Source organism: Mycobacterium sp. TH-M11 (assembly GCF_057473725.1).
Genome location: NZ_JBYCLD010000110.1, coordinates 1 through 18,930, shown reverse-complemented (window position 1 = coordinate 18,930; position 18,930 = coordinate 1). Strand labels below are relative to the sequence as shown.

Annotated in this window: 9 protein-coding genes; 2 read left to right on the top strand and 7 right to left on the bottom strand. The window is 64.7% G+C overall.

What is annotated here, in order from left to right:
- Positions 1-1,494, top strand: coding sequence for a PE-PPE domain-containing protein (locus AC2VOG_RS04735; RefSeq protein WP_486938764.1), 1,494 nt, complete (start codon positions 1-3; stop codon positions 1,492-1,494).
- On the opposite strand, the gene AC2VOG_RS04730 is transcribed toward AC2VOG_RS04735, so the two are convergent.
- The gene (locus AC2VOG_RS04730) at positions 1,484-2,821 is read right to left on the bottom strand and encodes a glycosyltransferase family 2 protein (RefSeq protein ID WP_486938763.1); all 1,338 of its coding nucleotides are present in this window, start codon (positions 2,819-2,821) and stop codon (positions 1,484-1,486) included. The two genes, AC2VOG_RS04735 and AC2VOG_RS04730, sit on opposite strands and share 11 nt — an antisense overlap.
- 108 nt (positions 2,822-2,929) lie before the next feature.
- On the opposite strand from AC2VOG_RS04730, the gene AC2VOG_RS04725 reads away from it, so the two are divergent.
- A complete protein-coding gene (locus AC2VOG_RS04725) occupies positions 2,930-3,637 on the top strand; it encodes a class I SAM-dependent methyltransferase (protein WP_486938762.1) in 708 nt (235 codons plus the stop codon).
- A 7-nt stretch (positions 3,638-3,644) separates the two neighbouring features.
- Here AC2VOG_RS04725 and AC2VOG_RS04720 read toward each other — a convergent pair whose 3' ends face one another.
- The 6 genes from AC2VOG_RS04720 to AC2VOG_RS04695 all read right to left on the bottom strand — a co-directional run.
- Positions 3,645-4,415, bottom strand: coding sequence for a GAP family protein (locus tag AC2VOG_RS04720; RefSeq protein ID WP_486938761.1), 771 nt, complete (start codon positions 4,413-4,415; stop codon positions 3,645-3,647).
- Positions 4,415-5,665: a glycosyltransferase gene (locus AC2VOG_RS04715; RefSeq protein WP_486938760.1), complete on the bottom strand. Its 1,251-nt coding sequence runs from the start codon at positions 5,663-5,665 to the stop codon at positions 4,415-4,417. Before AC2VOG_RS04715 ends, AC2VOG_RS04720 begins: the two co-directional genes overlap by 1 nt.
- Entirely contained in the window at positions 5,662-8,877 is a 3,216-nt protein-coding gene (locus AC2VOG_RS04710) for an MMPL/RND family transporter (RefSeq protein ID WP_486938759.1), read from the bottom strand. Before AC2VOG_RS04710 ends, AC2VOG_RS04715 begins: the two co-directional genes overlap by 4 nt.
- Positions 8,878-8,934: 57 nt before the next feature.
- Positions 8,935-10,362: a condensation domain-containing protein gene (locus tag AC2VOG_RS04705; RefSeq protein WP_486938758.1), complete on the bottom strand. Its 1,428-nt coding sequence runs from the start codon at positions 10,360-10,362 to the stop codon at positions 8,935-8,937.
- A gap of 39 nt (positions 10,363-10,401) precedes the next feature.
- The gene (gene pks2 / locus AC2VOG_RS04700; RefSeq protein WP_486938757.1) at positions 10,402-16,665 is read right to left on the bottom strand and encodes a sulfolipid-1 biosynthesis phthioceranic/hydroxyphthioceranic acid synthase; all 6,264 of its coding nucleotides are present in this window, start codon (positions 16,663-16,665) and stop codon (positions 10,402-10,404) included.
- Positions 16,666-16,670: 5 nt separating this feature from the next.
- Positions 16,671-18,930, bottom strand: a 2,260-nt coding sequence (locus AC2VOG_RS04695; protein WP_486938756.1) for an SDR family NAD(P)-dependent oxidoreductase, incomplete at its 5' end; no start/stop codon positions are given.

Here is an 18,930-nt window from a genome sequence, read left to right as displayed (position 1 = left end):
ATGAACGGTGGCCTTCCAACCGCAGGTCTGCCGCCGGCAACATTTTCAAGGGAAACCATGGCGTGCTTTAACATTCGGCGGCTCCGCGTTGCGGCGGCCACCGGTGCCGGTGTGGGACTGCTGGCCTTGTCCGCGGTGATCGAGCCAGCGGTCGCCGGCGCTGATACCGGTGACGTTCCGATCTACGTTATGGGCGGCAGTGGACTTCCGACGCCGTCGCAGGATCTCATCGACACGTTGCAGTCGCTCTACTTCCCGTCGGTGGCCAATTTTGCCGGCCAGCCGACCTTTTCGAACGTAGAGCCGGTGGCGCTGACCACGCCCGAACAGCTCTATCCCGTCACCGGCGTTGACCAGGAGACCCTTGCCACCTCGGTGTCGCAGGGTGTGCAGATCCTCGACAACCAGATTGCCCCGATTCTCAGTGCCGGCGGTCAGGTCGATGTATTCGGGGCGTCCCAGAGCGCTGTCATCGCATCGTTGGAGATAGAGCAGCTTGCGCAGACGGATCCCACCGCCAATGTGAGCTTCGTCCTCCTCGGGGACTTGATGAATCCGAACGGCGGGATATTCGAGCGCTTTGCCGGCTTGGATCTTTCAAGCCTGGGAATCGATTTCTACGGTGCCACGCCGGCGGATGATTTTCCCACCACCATTTACACCCTCGAATACGACGGCTACGCGGACTTCCCGAGGTATCCACTCGACATCTTCTCTGACTTGAATGCCATCGAGGGCATCAACGTCGTTCACGGTGACTATCTCGACCTGACGCCGGCACAGCTCGCGACGGCTATCGAGCTGCCGACTTCGGGGGCAACTGACACCACCTACTACCTGATCCCAGTGGACGGCCTCCCATTGCTGGACCCCATCCGCGAAATCCCGGTCATCGGCAACCCCATCGCCGACCTGCTCCAACCAGATCTGACGTACCTGGTGAATCTCGGATACGGCGACCCGGCATACGGGTATTCCACCGACCCCGCCAACGTAGCGGCCACTTTCGGCCTGTTCCCGGACCTCAGCGAAATCGAGAAGATGCCGGGTTTGCTGCTCAGCGGCGCCGAGCAGGGCATTCACGACTTCATCGCAGATTTCAGCGGCGCTGGTCCCAACCCGGTCGACCTCTCGCTGACTTCGGCCACGGATACCACATCGACGACGACGGCCGCGCTTTCCGGCCTTGAGACCGAATTAGAAAGCCTCGCAACAAATCCCACGGGCGTGCTGACCGACTTCGTCGATACGCTTTCCGCCGATCTCCAGACCGCTTACAGCACGTTGCTCCCGACGGCGAATATCCTGACCGACCTGTTGACCAGCTTGCCGGCTTACGACGCCGGCCTGTTCCTGGACAACTCCTCGGATCCGATGGAGGCCATCGGTTTACCGTTGGCGGCGGACCTGGGAATCGGCATCTATCTTGCCAACTACGAAGCGGACGTGCTCGCCACAGCCGCCGAGACGATCCTGAGTTCGTTCAGCGCGTGACTCCGACGGACTGACTGCCAGTATGCGTTCGGCGCTGCACACGAACGCTTTTGAGGTAGGCGAGCGGACCTTTCAACATGCCGAGAAACTGAGTGACGAGCAAGGCCGGAGGCGCCTCGCGCATTGCGGCCATCCGAGCGGGATCCTTCGTCGGCCAATTGTCTCGCACTGCGCGTGGGATCAAGCGCAGCACACTGAGCAGCAATCGGGGCTCCTGCGAAATGAGAGCGGTGAAATGCGCGGTCGTGCCGACGCTGTAGTTGTGCAACTGTGTTTTGAGCTCGGGCAGGGTTTCCCGGTGATAGTGAGAAACCATCGCAGTCGGCTGATAGACGATCGTGTGCTCAGCGAGGCGGGTACGAGCGAAAGCCAGAGTTTCCTCCGAAGCCTTGGCCGGGGTCCCGGCGCCCAGCGCCACATCAAAGCCGCCGATGTCGACCAGGACATCACGCCGGAATGCCATATTCGCCCCGGCGCCAAACGGGGGAAACGGGTAGAGCGGACTCTGCGAATGTCCGGGGTGGAAGATCTCGCGGGCGAATCCGCGGCCTTGCTGGAAGCCTCCGAGCGCTTCAAACCATTGTTGCGGTTGCGTTCTCAGCTCGGCGGGCAGCACCATGCCGGTGACGCACCCAACCCTTGCCGCCGCCGAGAAACCCCGAGCCAACTCGGCCAGCCAGTGCTGGTCGGGTATCTCGTCGTCGTCCAGGAACGCGATGATATCGGCGGTCGCGGTTTTCCAGCCGGCATTTCGGGCCCATGACAAACCGCCACGCGGTTCCAACACATAACGCACAGGCACGGGCGCCGTCAACGACTCCAAGACGGCTGGGACAGCTGCCGGATCGGCTGGGGCGTTGTCGACCACCACGATCTCGTACGCCGGATACTGCTGGCGAGTCACCTGCGCGATGCAGTCGGCGAGCCGCATCGGTCGGTCGCGGGTGCACAGCACCACCGACATGTCCGGAGCGTTTGCCAGCAGGCGTCTGCGTTCGGCCACGAACGCCAATTGATCCGGATCATGCGGCAATCCGGCCACGGGTAACTCTCGGATGGTTGGTAGGCAGCTTCTTTGCAAGCTGTCGTCGATGTGAGAGCTGAACGCGCGCATGGCCGCATCTGCCGCAGCGTCGGGAAACGACTGGCCGTCTTCGACCTCGAGCTCCACGTAGCCAAGTGGTTCAGAGCCTAGCCGCACCAGCATGCGGACAAGCGCGCGTCGCTCATGTGCGGCAACATCCAGCACCGGCGCCGGTGTCAGAACATCCCAGTCGACGACATGAATCGGTCTGAAGCCCTCAGCGCGCTGATCAGGATTGGCCATCGTTCCTCATCTCGGTATCGCCAAAGGTGTTTGCTCAAAGCATGATTGGTGCCCACAATATCGAAATCTGCCGTGCTTTCGGCGGTCGGCTGACGTAAGGTTTGACTGATGAGCCATCCCGAACAGCGTGGATTCTTCGAAGCGGTCGTCGCCGCCAATCGCTCCCTGGTAGCAGGCGCCAAGGTTTTGGAGATCGGCGCATACGACGTCAACGGGAGCTTGCGCGGTTTGTTCGCTACCGCCGGCGACTACACGGGCGTGGATTTGAAGGAAGGACCCGGTGTCGATCTCGTTGCGTTCGGACACGACATCGATGCGGCCGACGGAAGCTACGACATCACACTGTCCGCGGAGTGCTTCGAGCACGACCCGCACTGGCAAACCACCTTCCGCAATATGGCACGCATGACCCGTCCCGGCGGGTTGGTCGCGTTCAGTTGCGCGTCGCTGGGCCGGCCAGAGCATGGCACCGCCCGTACCGACCGGACCGATTCGCCCGGCACCCAATCGCGGGGACTGGACTACTACCGGAATCTGACCGCCGCCGATTTCCAAGCGCTGCCGCTGTCGTCGCTGTTTAGTCGCTGGCAATTTTGGTATTTGCCAACCCATTTCGATTTGTACTTTGTGGGAGCTAGAGCCGGTGACACCAATGTCGCTTTCCCGAGTGACGCGGCGATCGACAAGCTGCGATTGCTGATGCCACTGTCTGACAGGTTGGCCAGGGTGCCGATGCGCCTGCTGGCCCGAAGCGTGTCTCCCGCGCGTTACCAATCGATCATCCTGCCTCTGTGGTCGCGGCTTCCGGCCAGCTGATTCCGCGTCAACTGCTGCCGTTGACGATCAGGCAGACGCCCAGTACGCCGACGATGACCGAGACGATCTGCCGCCGGTGCGCGCCGACCCAACTGTTCAGCCGACCAACGAATGCCTGTGTCTTGTTCGGCATCGCCAGATAGCTGATCAGCGTGAGCTCGCAGACCGAGAGCATGACGACGTTGAACATCACCGCGAGGCCGATCTGGGTGGTGACTTGACGTTCTGAGGCGAGAATGGCGACCAGCGCGACCAGGTATTCCGGCGGTGCGGGACCCTGGCCCAAGCCGGCTCCCAGCGCCACCCACAACGACTCACCTTTCAGCATTTCCTTTGCGCGGCTGAGCCATTGCAATTGCGAGATCCTGACCGGCGCGCTGGACTGGAGCAAAAGGGCCGACGGATCGCCGGTGATACCGACCGGGACCGGCACCTCAACCGGTACCGGGACGGGCACCGGGATTCCGAATCGTCGTCGTGACGGCAGACCGGTATTGATCAGCGCGGCGAGAAGCAGGGCAAGCAGCCCGGCGATGAGTTGGGTGTGCCGCACTGTCGGGTTTGCGGCGAACGCGCTGAAGTTGCGCAACAGCGCGGGCGCCAGGTCGCGCATCAACGTCAGCACGACGACGCCGGACGTGACGCCCACGAACATCACGCCTACCCAATAGACCAGCAGATTGAGAACGGGCCGCGGACGGGAAATCAGCAGCAGTGTGACGCCGAGTCGCATCGGATCGGTCGCCATCGCCAGTGCCAAGACGAAAACGGTGCCCATCAACGGTACCGGCCTTCTTCGGCTTGACCTTCCAGCAAATCGGCGGTGGCGGTGACACTTTCGTGGGGCGCAGTCATCTGATCGGCGATATCGCGGGCCCGGGCCGCGCACTGCGGCGTCACGATGCGCTGTAGCTCGGCTGCCAACGACTCCTTGGTGGTTCCCGAAAAGCGGCGCGCCGAGCCGACTTTCAACCTTTTGACTTGAGCGGCCCAGATCGGCTGGTCGGCGGTGACCCACAAGATCAGCGTCGGAACGGCGGCGCGCAGGCCAGCGGCCGTGGTTCCGGCGCCACCGTGATGGACAACGGCGCGACACATCGGGAAGATCGTCGCGTGATTCATCGCCGGCGCGATCATGACGCGATCGGATTGCTGGCTGTGGTCGACGTCGTGGGTGCCGGCGCAGATCAACGCGCGCTCGCCCAACTCCGCACAGGCCTCGCTGATCATGCGCACCGTCGTGCTGAACGAGCGGACCGGCATGCTACCGAAGCCGAAGTAGACAGGTGGTGTCCCGGCCGCACACCAGGCCGTTATGCGATTGTCGGCGTCCGTCGGCATCGTCATGGTCAGCGCGCCGACAAAGGGACGCCGCTGGCTCCAGGGCGTCCACTCGGCCGCCAAACCGGGAAAGAACAGCTCGTCGTACGCCTGTATCTCCAGCGAGCCACGTCCGATAATTCGCTCCGTCGACGATCCGGTGGTGCCGCGCAGGCCGAGTCGTCGGCGCTGGTTGTCCTCGGCTCGTTTGGTCATGGCCCAGTGCGCCCACCACAACATCGAGATGCCGGAACGGATCAGAGGTCCAGGAATGTCCGGGAGTATCTGACTGTTCACCCGTACCGGGAAGCAGTGCAGTTCGGCCAGCGGGATCCGATGGTAGTCAGCGACATTGACGGCCAAGCCCTGTTGGACCATACCGGTCAGCAGGAGATCGGCGCCATCGGCCAGCGACGTCAATGTCGCACCCATCTCCGACCAGACCTCGCCTAGATAGTGTTTGCCGGCCCGCGCCAACCTGATCGGAGTCGCAATGTTCCAGAAGTTGCGGACGAAAACCTCCTCGTTGACCGCCTGAGAACTCGGACCGTAGGCAACGGCGTCGAGCCCGGCCGCGGCGACGAAGCCAAGCATGTTGGGGGGAACGGCCATTCGTACGTCGTGACCGCGGTGCTGGAGCTCCAGGCCGACCGCGGCAAAGGGCTCGACGTCGCCACGACTTCCATGGATACCCAGGGCGAATCTCATCGGTCGAGCCTCCCTCCCGCGCGGTAATTCGGGGCGACTGCCAGCGCAGCCGGGCGCCGTCCGGCCGGTCGACGGACCTCGGAGTCGGTCGACGCCGACTCGCTGATCGGCGCGACCTCGTCCACGGGATCCGGGAAAGGCTGCGTTGTTGCCCGGAATTTGGTGGCCCAGCGCGGCGTCACGGCTTTGCGTAGTCTCGCCAGGTGATTACGTCTGCGCCGCAGGCCCACCCGGCGCTGCTGCGGTGCTGACGGCCACCAGTTGCCCCGGCCCACCAGCGTCGCGATCGCCGGCACCGTGACGGTGCGCACCAAGAACGTGTCCAGCAGAATTCCCATCCCGAGCACGAAGCCGGCCTGGACCATCATGGTGATACTCGCGAACAGCAGGCCGAACATCGATGCGGCGAAAATCAATCCCGCCGCGGTGATTACGCCACCGGTGGACCCGACCGTGCGGATCACGCCGAGACGTATCCCATGCGGCGACTCATCGCGTATCCGCGAGATCAGCAGCAAGTTGTAATCCGCACCGACCGCCACCAAAATGATGAAGGTCAGTCCCGGGACGGTCCAATGCAGTTCCTGACCGAGGATGAATTGGAACACGATGGTGCCGATGCCCAGAGCCGAGAGATATGACACGATCACCGAGCAGATCAGGTACAACGGAGCGACGATCGCCCGCAGCAGACCGATCAGAATCAGAAAAACGATGATCACGGTCGTGGCGATGATGAAGTTGAAATCCTTGTTGTAGTAAGCCCGGGTGTCGCGGAGGCCCACGGAGATTCCGGCCATCGATACTTTCGCGTCCGCCAGCGTCGTGTTCGGGAGAGCTTGTCGCGCGACGTCGATAATCGAGTTCACCTGATCCATCGCGGCGATGCTGAACGGATTCAGCTTCGTCTGAACCAGATAACGCGCCGCGTGTCCGTCCGGCGAGACGAAGATGCCCGCTGCCTTCTTGAAGTCGTCTCGGGTGAGAACTTGGGGCGGAATGTAAAAGCCCGCCATCGGTGGGGCGGAGGCGTCGTTCTTCATTGCCATCAGGAAGCCAGAGGCATCGTTGAGGCCGGCACCCATCTGCTTGGTCTGGCCCACCAGCAGTGCGACGGCATCGGCCAGCTTGCGGCTGCCTTCCGCGAGTTGGTTGGCACCGTCCTGCAGCGTAGCCAATTTCGCCGATATGCCTCCGCCACCCAGCAATTGCGTTGCGCTGCTGAGCTTGGTGATCAGTTCCTTCAGTTTGCCGGTCGCGGCCTGGAGGCTCTCGGTGCCCTGCGTTGATTCCAGCTTCTTCGACAAATCCCCAACGCTGATCAGCTCGCCGCTGTCGTGCGCGTCGGCAATGCGCTGCAACTCAGCCCGGGCGTTGACGCAATTGGGATCCAGCGAGCACACCGGTGTCGCGTCGAGCGCGTTCAAGATCGGCCGAGCCAACCCGGCAATATTGTTGACATCCGAGATGTTCAGGTTGAGGGTCTGGCCCAGCGAGCGCATGCTGGTGATCAGCCTCGCGGCGTCGTCGATCTGGTTGAGCGCCTTCTGGCCGCCGAAGTTGTTCTGCAGGAACGTGAGGGAATCGACGAGACCGGTGATATTCGGCAACGCCTGGTCCACCTGGTTGCGTAAGTCACCGAGTGCGTCGGCAAGCTGATTAGCACCGCTGCTCATCGTGTCGAGATCGTCGGTGTGGCCGTTGATCTGTTGCGAGGCGTCGCCGAGCTTGTCGCCCACTTGACCGGCCTGCCAGGCCAACCGGGCCTGCTCAAGCGATTCACCCGTCGGGCGGGTGATGCCTCGCACCATCGAGATGTCGTGCAGCTGACTCACCCGCTGTGCCAGCTGCTCCAGGTCAGCAAGGACTTTCGGGTCGCGCATGTCACGGGGCGACTGGATGAACAGGTACTGCGGGATGATCGCGTCCAGCGGAAAGTGCTGCGCCATCACCTCGTATCCCGCAGTGCTGTCAACTGAGCTCGGCAGTGTCTTGCGGTCGTCGTAGTTGTAATGGGCGAAGCCCGAGCAGGCCGCCAGGGTGATCAGGATGAGCAGACTCCCGACCAAGTGGACTTTGGGGCGGCGCACGATTCGGACGCCTGACGTTCGCCAGAAGCGGGTGGTCAGCTCACGGCGCGGCTTGATCCAACCTCGGCGACCGACCGGCACCATCATGGCCGGCAACAGGGTGATCGCGGCCACGAACGCCACCGCTACGGCGATTGCCAGCGCCGGCCCGACCGTCGAGAACACCGGCAGTTTGGTGAAGACCATCGCGAGGAAGGTGACCGCTACGGTAGCGGCCGAAGCGGCAATCACTTTCCCGATTGACGCCAGCGCCCGCCCGAGGGCCTCATCGGATCCTTCGCCGAGTCGCACGTAATCGTGGTAGCGACTGATCAGAAAGACGGCGTAATCGGTTCCGGCGCCGAACATCACGCCGCTCATAAATACCATGGTCTGGCTCGAGACGCCGAGACCCACTTCGGCCAGCCCGGCCAGAACGCCCTGCGCCGTGGCCAACGATATACCGATGGTGATCAGCGGCAACATCATCGTGAGCGGATTTCGATAGACGATCAGCAGAATCAGCAGCACCATTGCCGCCGTGCCGGTTTCGATCACATGTAGGTCCCGCTGACTGATCGCGCTGAGATCTGCGGCCGTGGCCGCCGGTCCGGCCAGGTGAGAGGCGAGCGTCGAGCCCGCCACGGTCTGCCTGATGAGTTTGGCGGCATTCGCGAAAGCCATTGCGCCCTCGGCGGAACCTGCGTGACCGGTGAGGCTGATCGGCAGGTACCACGCTTTGTTGTCCTGACTGGTCAACACCTGGCGGACTTCGGGGGAGTTGAGGAAGTCTTGAAGCGACACCACGTCCGCGGAATCGTGGTTGAGCTTGTCGACGAGTGTCCGGTAGGTGTTCTCGTCAGCAGGACTCAGGCCCTTTTCGTCGGTCAGCACGACAAGAACGACATTGTCGGTGCCCTTGTCATGGAACGCGTTGATCATCTCGCGGGTTGTCACCATGACCGGAGCGTCGGCTGGCATGATCGCCGCTTGTTTCTGCCCGATGACCACCGCCAGCGGAGGTATGGCCAACGACACCACCGCCGCCAGCGCGATCCACAGACCGATGACCAAAAGCGGCCGCCGGGTGACGAATCCACCTAGCCTGGAATAGAGTCCGGTGCCCACGTTGGTATTGATCACGTCGCCGAGACGTGACCTCTCCGTGCGCGCGCGAAGACGGGGAATCTCAATACCCCCTTAGGCCGGCAGTGTCAGAGCAACCTCGGACAATGAGTAGCGACGCTCGGCGACCCGGATGTACACCGACTTCAGCACTGCGAGAAATCGAGCGACCGAGTCCCGCGCCACCGGGTTGTCCGGGTACATCACGATCGCCCGGGTCTCGTTTGCGAGTCGGGTTACCCGGATGTCCAACTGCGCCGGTGCCCCGCCATCCTGATAAATGCGCGCGTTCAGCCCTTCCAATTTCTCGGCCACGAGAGCGGAAAACGGTGGAATGCCAAGGTCGATGTGGAATAGCAACGGAACGCGTCGGTCAGGCCGTCGCAACCACGGGGCCAGCTGCAAAACCCGACCGACCGGCACTTTGGCCAATTCACGTCCGGAATCGAACGACTCTTGCGCGACCCGCACCATGTCGGCGAAAGTCGGCCCTACGGGCACGGTGATGGGGACGAAGCCGGTGATCCAGCCCGAGGTCATGAAATCCTCTGGCGTCGAGCGGATGTCGGTGACCACGTATCCGTAGTAGGTGTCGGCTCCGGTCAATTCGTGCTCCACCAGTGCCGCGCAGGTGAAGACGCCGCCGCTGAACCGTGCTCCTGCGCTCACACACACCGATTCGAAGGCGGCTGTCTGCTTGTCGTCCAGTAGCGTCACGCTGGCGAAGTTGCAGGCGCCCGAGCCGTCGCCGAGCGATACCGGGCACTCGGGCAGCGTTCCCGCGTTGTTCTCGAAGTAGTCGATCCACGCCTTGATCTCCGGCGACTCGGCGGTCAGCGACGACAGGTAGGCGTGCTGGCGGTTGCAATAGTCGAGGTAGCTGCCGGCCTTGGGTAGCGCGATTGGGGCCCCGCCGCCCATCAACGCGGCATACATCATGTGGATCTCTGGGAGCAACACGCTCGGGAACGTTGCGTCGACGTTGATGTGATCGATCGACACGCAGAACGTGAAGTGTCCGACGTGCTGAATGATCATGAAGCGAAAACTGTCCCACTGCAGGGGATTCGGTGTCGCACTGGCCAGCCGCTGCCATTCGGCTGGGGTCATGTCGCCGTGCTTGGTGGGTACGAACTTGATGTCGGCAGGATTGTCGATGGTGCGGCGGACGATGTTGTCGCTGTCGATGTACTCGAACCAGCTGTGATACGTGTCGTGGCGCCTTAGGTGGGCATTGATCACGTGCGTCATGGCCCGGATGTCGCATTGCCCGGGGATCTCCCACGTCGCGATGCACAGCCGGGACATGTCGACGCCGTGGGCCGCGAATTCATGCCAGCTACGCAGATGCTCGGCTTGCATGTAGCTCGCTGGTGTGGAATTCGGCTGCGCCTGCTTGGCTTTCGCCAGTGTTACCGGCGACGGGTCCCATGACACGACCGAACCGGGGTCCGGAATCCAGTCGTGCACGCTTTTCACCTTGACCTTGCCAACTTCAAGCATTCCTGCCTCCCCATCCGTGGTGAGCTATTTTCTGATGCATCAGGCAGGCACCGCCTCGAGGCCGGCCAGCTCGTCGTACAAATGCCCCGCCAGTCCGCGGACGGTGGTGATATTGGTTGAGCTGATTCGGATCCCGGTCTCCGTTTCGATGCGGGTGCGCAGTTCGAGGTTGCCCAACGAGTCCAAGCCGTAGTCAGCCAGCGGCCGGTCCTGGTCGACGCTGCGGCGCAGGATCAGACTGACCTGCTCGGCCACCAGCCGGCGGAGCCGGGCAAGCCACTCGTCGGTGGGTAACGTGGTGAGCTCCTTGCGGAATTGCGCTGCGTCCGTGGCGGCGTGGCCCGCTGATTGCAGAGCCTCGGCGAAGCTGCTCCGTTGCCTCAGCGCGGTGAGCCAAGGTGTTCCGGTGAGAGATATGTAGCCCGTGTAGGCACGGTTGTGGCTGAGCAGAGCCCGGAAGGCGTGGGCGCCTTCGACCGGCGTGATCATCGTGGTCTCGCCGGCTTCCGCCAGCGCTGCCCCACGACCGATCTCGGCCCAGGCGCCCCACGCAATCGAGTTTGCAGGCAAGCCTCGGGCGTTACGCCAGTGCGTGAAGCCGTCCAGCCAACTGTTGGCGGCGGCGTAGGCGCCCTGCCCCGGGGAACCGAGTAACGCGGCCGCCGACGAGAACGAACAGAACCAATCCAGCGGCTGTTCGGCTGTCGCGTGATGTAACTGCCACGCACCGAATACCTTTGGTGCCCAGTCCCGGTCGATCAACTGATCGCTGATGTTGGTCAGCGTTGCGTCTTCAATCACTGCGGCGGCATGCAGCACTCCGCGCACCGGCAGTCCGGTGGCCGTCGCGGCGCCCACCAGCCGCGCCGCTGTGCCGGCGGCGGCGATGTCCCCGTACTCCACGACGACGTCGGCGCCCGCAGCGCGGATGCGTTCGATGTTGTTGTGCGCAAGAGTGCTTGGCTGCGAGCGAGAGTTCAGGACAATCCGGCCGCAGCCGGCCGCAGCCATCGTCTCGGCCAGGAAAAGTCCGAGGCCGCCCAATCCGCCAGTAATTACGTAGGCGCCGTCGGCGCGAAAAGCGCGCTTGGACTCCGGCGGCACCACCGCGTCTGCGATCCCGGTGCGGGGGACGTCCAGGACCAGTTTGCCGGTGTGTTCGGCCGCGCTCATGATGCGCATGGCGGTGGCGGCCTCGCTGAACGGGTGGACGGTGCACTCCGGCTGCGGCAATGCGCCTTCAGCAACAAGGTTGAACACGTTGCGCAGCAGCTCCCCGACCCGCCGGGGATGACTCTCAGACATCAGGGCCAGGTCGACGTAGTGGAAGGTCAGGTTGCGGCGAAACGGGTACATTCCCAGTCGCGAATTCGCGTAGACGTCGCGCTTACCGAGCTCAACGAATCGTCCACCGTCGGCCAGCAATTCGAATCCGGCGCGCTGCGCGGCGCCGGTCAGCGAGTTGAGCACGATGTCGACGCCGTAACCGTCGGTGTCGCGTCGGATCAACTCGGCAAACTCTTTGCTGCGCGAGTCATAGATGTGTTCGATACCCATGCGGCGCAGCAGATCCCGGCGCACCGGGCTACCGGCAGTGGCGAATACCTCGGCGCCGGCTGCGCGCGCGATCGCGACCGCGGCCTGGCCCACCCCACCCGTCGCGGAATGGATCAGCACGCGATCGCCTGCGGAGATCCTGGCCTGGTCGTGCAGGCCGTACCAGGCGGTGGCATGACCGGTCGCCACCGGAGCCGCCTGATGGTCGGCCAGCCCTGCCGGGAGCGTGACCGCTACCCGGGCGTCGCACGTGACAAAGGTTGCCCAGCAGCCGCTTCTGGTGAGGCCGCCAACGCGGTCACCGATGCGGTGCTGGGCGACCTCGGCTCCCACCGCGGTGACGACGCCGACGAAGTCCACGCCCAATTCGGGTTCGCGCTCGTCGATGCTCGGGTACCGTCCCATCGCCACCAGCACATCGGCGAAGTTCAGACTGGACGCCGTGACCGCGACCTCGATCTGTCCTGGGCCCGGCGGAATTCGGTCGACGGCGACGAGTTCCACGGTTTCTAGGTCGCCGGGGGCCCGAATATGTAGACGTGCCGCATCTTCCGCATGATCGACGACGGTGGTGTGTCGTTCGTCGGGACGCAGGGGACTCGGCTGCAGCCGCGCCGTGTACCACTGTCCATTTCGCCAGGCCGTCTCGTCTTCGTTCGAGCCAGCGAGCAACTCCCGGGCCAACTGCCCGGCGTCGGTGTTGTCGTCGATGTCGATCTGGGTGACGCGCAGGTGCGGATTCTCCGCACCCACCACTCTCAGCAGTCCCCGCAGGCCCGCCTGCTCGAGGTTGACCTCGTCGGACAATTGGACGGGCTGCGCGTGTCGGGTGACGACGTAAAGCCGGGGGGACTTTCCCGGCAACTCGGTCAGTTCGCGTGCGAGCCGGATGAGGTGACGGACCTGTTCACGACCGGCAACCGGGGTCTGCTCGTCAATCGCACCGTTGGACGCTTTCGCTACGACGACGACGCCGGTGAATTCGTGTGCGCCGAGATGGCCGGCGAATTGTTCGGCCTTCGTCCGGTGATCGCTGAGCGCCGGCCACGCCAGGACGGTCACGTCGCCGTCGTGGCGCGTCAACGTGTCGGCCAAGGACGCCGCCAGCGCGTCCGCCGAGTCGGACGTGTTGATCAGCAACCATTTTCCCGCGTCTTGGTTGGTCACCACGGGTATTGCCTTGGGCTGCCATTGGATCGTCAGCAGGCTCTCGCCGAGCAGTCGTTCGCGGTTGCTGCGCTCGGATGTTCCGGTGCCCATCCGCAGACCGCGCGCGGTGAGCAGGACCACGCCGTGACGGTCGATCACGTCGAGGTCGGCGTCCAGTCCGGTCTCGGACGCGGTGATCCGCGCGTAGCAGTAACGTGCATCGCGGACCGAGCCATGGATGCGCAGTTGGCGTACGCTCAGCGGCAGCAGCAGACCGTCGGCGCCGACCCCCGGGTGGGCTGCGACCGACTGAAAGCAGGCATCCAGGAGCGCTGGATGCACACCAAAGCCATTGCGGTGCTGACGAATAGACCCTGGCAGGACGATCTCGGCCAGGACGGTGCGCGCCGAGCCGGCCGCGGTGTGCACGGCGGTGACACCGCTGAACGCCGGACCGAACTGGATGCCGCGCTTGTCGAACGACTGGCGCAGGTCGGCGCCGTCGACCCGGATCGGATGCGCGGCCTGCAGTGCGTCGAGGTCGTGCGCCGGGGGCTGGCCGGTGCCGTCGGTTGCGTGGAGCACAGCCGAAGCCCAGCGGGTGTTGGTGCCGTCTTCGTTGGTGTCCACCGAGAAGTTGGCGACACCAGGAGTTTCCAGTGTCGCGGTTGCCCCGACTGCGGTCTCGTGGTCGAGCAACAGCATCTGCTCGAAGCGGATGTCCCGGACTTCGGCGGCGTCGCCGAAGACAGACCGGGCGGCGGCGAGCGCCATCTCGCAGTAGGCGGCCCCCGGAAGGGCAGGCACGCGATGGATCTGATGGTCGGCCAGCCACGGCGTGGTGTTCGTGCCGACCTCGGCCTGCCAGACGTGGCGTTCGGGTTCCTCCTGCAGCCGAACGTGTGCGCCCAGCAGCGGATGTGCCGAGACGGTCGGCGCGCCATGCGCCGACGAGTCCCGGGGAATCAGGATCAGTCGGCGGTGCGTCCAGCTCGGCAAGGGTACGTCCAGCAGGCGGCCGGTGGGGTATAGCACCGAGAAGTCGACCGCGGACCCGGCCGCGTACAGATCGGCCAGGAGCCCGCGCACACCGGTGGGTAGTGGCTGCTGCCGGCGCATGGCGGCCAACGCGGCGGCAGGTGCCTCCAGGCTCTGGGCGGTTTGCGCGACCGCTCGGGTCAGTAACGGGTGCGGCGACAGTTCGGCGAAGACCCGGTAGCCGTCCTCGAGTGCGGCCTGTACGGCGGCACCGAACCGCACCGTCTGCCGCAGGTTCTCTACCCAGTACACGGCGTCACACCCAGGCACCTCACGCGGATCGATCGAGGTCGCCGAGTAGTAGGGGATCGCCGGAGCTGTGGGGGCGAGATCGGCCAGCATGTCGGTCAATTCATCGAGGATCGGGTCGACCTGGGGGGAGTGTGACGCGACGTCGACGGCGACCTCCCGGGCCATGATCTCGTGCCGTTCCCAGTCGGCGACGAGTTCGCGGACTGCGTGGGTGGCCCCGCCGATCACGGTGGACGACGGAGAGCTGACCACCGCTACCACGACGTCGCTGATTCCACGGTCTACGAGCTGCGAAAGCACTTGCTGCGCAGGCAGTTCAACCGACGCCATCGCACCGCCGCCGGCCAGCGCGAGGCACAGTCGGGAACGGCGGCAGATCACCCGCACGCCGTCTTCCAGTGACAGCGCCCCGGCGACAACGGCGGCGGCGACCTCGCCGAGCGAGTGCCCGATCACCGCGCCGGGCGCCACCCCGTAGGAGGTCATTGTGGCGGCCAGCGCGACCTGCATGGCGAACAGGGTCGGTTGAACCCGGTCGATGCCCGTCACCGTCTCGGTCGAGGTCATGGCCTCGGTCACCGAGAAACCGGACTCCTGCGCGATCAGCGGCTCCGTCTGGGCGATGGTCGCAGCGAAAACCGGTTCGTTGGAAAGCAGTTCAACTCCCATACCGGCCCATTGCGAGCCCTGTCCGGAGAACACCCACACCGGGCCGCGCGTGTCGTCACCGACTGTCGGCAGATACGGCAGGTCGCTCCCCGCGAGCTCGCGCAGCGTCGCGCCCAGCCGCGGCAAGTTCTCGGCTAGAACGGCCGCACGCACGGGACCGTGGGCGCGGCGCCGCGCCAGGGTGTACGCGACATCGCGCAGCTCGGGGGGGTCCGCGCTCCGCTCCACCCAATCGGCCAACCGGCCGGCCGTGCGGCGCAGCGCATCATCGGAGGTTGACGAGACCGCGACCAACACCGGAAGGGTCATCGCGGATTGCGGTGTCACACCGTTTCGCTCAGCGGCATCCGGGCCTTGCTCAAGAATCGCATGTGCATTGGTGCCCGACATTCCGTACGACGAGACGGCGGCTCGCCGGGGATGAGCGCCGTTGCCCGGCCACGGCGTAAGAGACTGCGGAACAAAAAGATGCGTCTGAACACGGGCCAATTCTTCGGGTAGCTCCGTGAAATGCAGCATGCGGGGAACCGTGCCGTGCTGCAGCGCCAAAACGGCTTTGATGAGGCCCACCGCGCCGGCCGCGGATTCGGTATGACCGAGATTGCTCTTCACTGACGACAACGCACAGGGGCCGTCAATCCCGTAAATCGCTGCCAGGCCGCGGAATTCGATCGGATCACCGATGGGCGTCCCGGTGCCGTGCGCCTCGACCATGCCGATGCTGCCGGCCTCCACTCCTGACACCTCCAGCGCCGATCGATAGGCGGCGACCTGCGCGTCCAACGACGGCATCGTGATCGTGTCGGACCGACCGTCCTGATTGGTTGCGGTGCCGAGGATTACCGCCAGCACCCGATCACCGTCACGCATCGCGTCCGGGAGTCGCTTGAGCGCCACCATCGCACAGCCCTCCGACCGGACGAAACCGTCCGCCTGGGCGTCAAAGCTCCGGCAGCGACCCGTCGCGGACAGCATGCCGATCGCCGACATCGACGAATTCACCCGTGGCTCGAGCATCAACATGCAGCCGCCGGCCAGGGCGAGGTCGCTCTCACCCTCATGCAGGCTCCGGCACGCCAAATGCACCGTCACCAGCCCGGACGAGCAAGCCGTGTCCATCGTGATCGCCGGTCCGGTCAGACCCAGCGCGTAGCTGATTCGTCCAGACGCCATGCTGAACGCGGTACCGGTGTAGCCGTAGGGTTCGTCGAGAGCGTTCGCGTCGCCGGTCATCACCGTGTAGTCGTCGTGCGCCAAGCCGACGAACACCCCGGTTGCCGAACCAGCCAGCGAAGTCGGATCCATCCCGGCGTGTTGCAAAGCATCCCAGGAGGTTTCGAGAAGCAGCCGGTGTTGGGGATCGATCGCGGTGGCCTCCCGTTCGCCGATACCGAAGAAGTCCGCGTCGAATCCCGCGACATCGTCGAGGAATCCTCCCCACTTGGAGACCGAGCGACCCGGTGCGCCACGCTCGGGGTGGTAGAGGTCTTCGGCGTCCCACCGGTCGGCCGGGATTTCGGTGATCAGGTCGTCGCCCCGCAGCAGCGCCTCCCACAACAGTTCCGGGGAGTCGATGCCGCCGGGAAGCCGACACGACATCCCGATGACAGCAATCGGAGTGACACGCGAATGGGCCATCGTCGTCATTGCTCGTTGACTGCCGACACGGGTTGCGCGGCAGCCAGTTCACCCGCGATGAACTGCGCCAGGGCCCGCACCGTGCCGTGCTCGACGATGTTCTGTGCGCTGATGCGAATACCGGTCTCGGATTCGACCCGGGTGCGTAACTCGAGCGTGCCCAGGGAGTCCAGTCCGTACTCCGACAGCGGGCGATCCAGGTCGACCGAGCGACGCAACAGCAGGCCGATCTGCTCGGCCAACAACTTGCGCAACCGGCCCGGCCACTCCTCGACGGGCAGTTCGTTCAGTTCGGCCCTCAGCTTGCTCGACCCCTTGGCGGACTGGCTCGCCGATGTGAACATCTCCGCGAACTTGCTGCGCTGCGCGAAGCTGGCCAGCCAGGGCGATCCGATCAGCGGCGCATAACCTGCGTACGCACGGTCATGCCGCAGCATCGATTCGAACGCGTAGGCGCCCTCGTCCGGCGCGATGGCGGAGTCGTGCTGCTCGGCCAGCGCGGTGGCGCGTCCGACCCCGCCCCAGGCTCCCCACGCAATCGAGGTCGCGGGCAAGCCCTGGGCCTTACGCCAGTGGGTGAACGCGTCCAACCAACTGTTGGCCGCGGCATACGCGCCTTGCCCCGGCGAACCGACGAGCGATGCCGCCGAGGAGAACGAGCAGAACCAGTCCAGCGGGTGACCGACGGTTGCCTCATGCAGGTTCCACGCGCCGTGAACCTTTGGCCGCCAATCCCGGTCGATCAGGCCATCGGTGATGTTGGCCAACGTGGCGTCCTCGACAACCGCTGCGGCATGCAACACGCCGCGCAGCGGCAGACCTGTGCTTGTCGCGACTGCCACCAACCGGTCCGCGGTGGCGCGTTCGGCGATGTCACCGCATTCCACCACGACGTCGCCGCCGCCGGCCCTGATCAGGTCGATGGTCTCCTGGACCTCGACGCCGGGTTGGGAACGGGACGTCAGCACGATGCGGCCACAGCCCGCGGCGGCCAACTTCTCGGCCAGGAACAGGCCGAGCCCGCCCAATCCGCCGGTGATGATGTAGGAACCGTCCGGCCGGAAGACCCGGACCAGGCCCGGCGGCACGGCTACTCCGGTCGCCTCGGTCCGTGGCACGTCGAGCACGAGCTTGCCGACGTGCTGGGCCCCGCTCATCGCGCGAATGGCGTCGGCCGCTTCGGCAAGGGGATAGTGGGTGCTTTCCGGCAACGGCAGTACGCCCTCGGCGGTCAGTCGGTACACGGTGTTCAACAGATCGTTGAATCGTGCGGGGTGGCTGTGTGACATCAAGCCGAGGTCGACACCGTGGAATGCGAGGTTCTGGCGGAATGGAAACAGGCCCAGCCGACTGTCGCCGTAGATGTCCCGTTTGCCTATCTCGATGAATCGACCACCGAGCGCCAGCAATTCGATGCCGGCTCGTTGCGCGGCGCCGGTCACCGAGTTGAGCACGATGTCGACGCCGTATCCGCCGGTTGCGTTGCGGATCTGTGCTGCGAACTCAACGCTTCGCGAGTCGTAGACGTGGTCGATTCCCCAGTCGCGCAACAGTTGTCGACGTTCGTCACTGCCGGCTGTGGCGAAGATCTCGGCACCTGCCATGCGCGCGATGGCGATCGCTGCCTGACCGACCCCACCGGTGGCTGAATGAATCAGCACCTTGTCGCCGCGACGGATACGGGCCAGGTCGCTCAGGCTGTACCACGCGGTGGCGTGCGCGGTGGTGACCGCCGCCGCCTGCTGTTCGGTGAGGCCGTCGGGAAGGGTGACGGCCAGGTCGGCGTCGCACGTCACGAACGTGCCCCAGCAGCCGTTGGGGGAGATGCCGCCGACACGATCACCCACCTTGTGCGTCGTCACGCCGCTACCGACGGAGCTGACCACACCGGCGAAGTCGGTACCCAATTGCGGCAGCCGGCCCTCGAAAGAGGGGTAGCGGCCGAACGTGACCAGGACGTCAGCGAAGTTGATACTCGACGCGGTGACCGCGACCTCGATCTCGCCGGGCCCCGGCGGGACGCGGTCGAAGGCGGTGAGCTCGATGGTCTGCAAGTCGCCGGGTGTGCGGATCTGCAGTCGCATCCCGTCGGACCTGGGGTCGACCGATGTGGTGAGCCGCTCTTCGGCGCGCAGCGGACTCGGGAACAGCCGCGCGGTGAACCACTCGCCATCCCGCCAGGCGGTCTCGTCTTCGTCGGAGCCGCTGAGCAGTTGGTGTGCGAGTCGCTCGGGCTCGGTCCGCTCGTCCACATCGATCTGGGTG

Coding starts and splice junctions, on each gene's coding strand:
- AC2VOG_RS04725 (WP_486938762.1), top strand. CDS start 2,930: ATGAGCCATCCCGAACAGCGTGGATTCTTCGAAGCGGTCGTCGCCGCC.
- AC2VOG_RS04720 (WP_486938761.1), bottom strand. CDS start 4,415: ATGGGCACCGTTTTCGTCTTGGCACTGGCGATGGCGACCGATCCGATG.
- pks2 (WP_486938757.1), bottom strand. CDS start 16,665: ATGGCCCATTCGCGTGTCACTCCGATTGCTGTCATCGGGATGTCGTGT.
- AC2VOG_RS04715 (WP_486938760.1), bottom strand. CDS start 5,665: ATGAGATTCGCCCTGGGTATCCATGGAAGTCGTGGCGACGTCGAGCCC.
- AC2VOG_RS04730 (WP_486938763.1), bottom strand. CDS start 2,821: ATGGCCAATCCTGATCAGCGCGCTGAGGGCTTCAGACCGATTCATGTC.
- AC2VOG_RS04705 (WP_486938758.1), bottom strand. CDS start 10,362: ATGCTTGAAGTTGGCAAGGTCAAGGTGAAAAGCGTGCACGACTGGATT.
- AC2VOG_RS04735 (WP_486938764.1), top strand. CDS start 1: ATGAACGGTGGCCTTCCAACCGCAGGTCTGCCGCCGGCAACATTTTCA.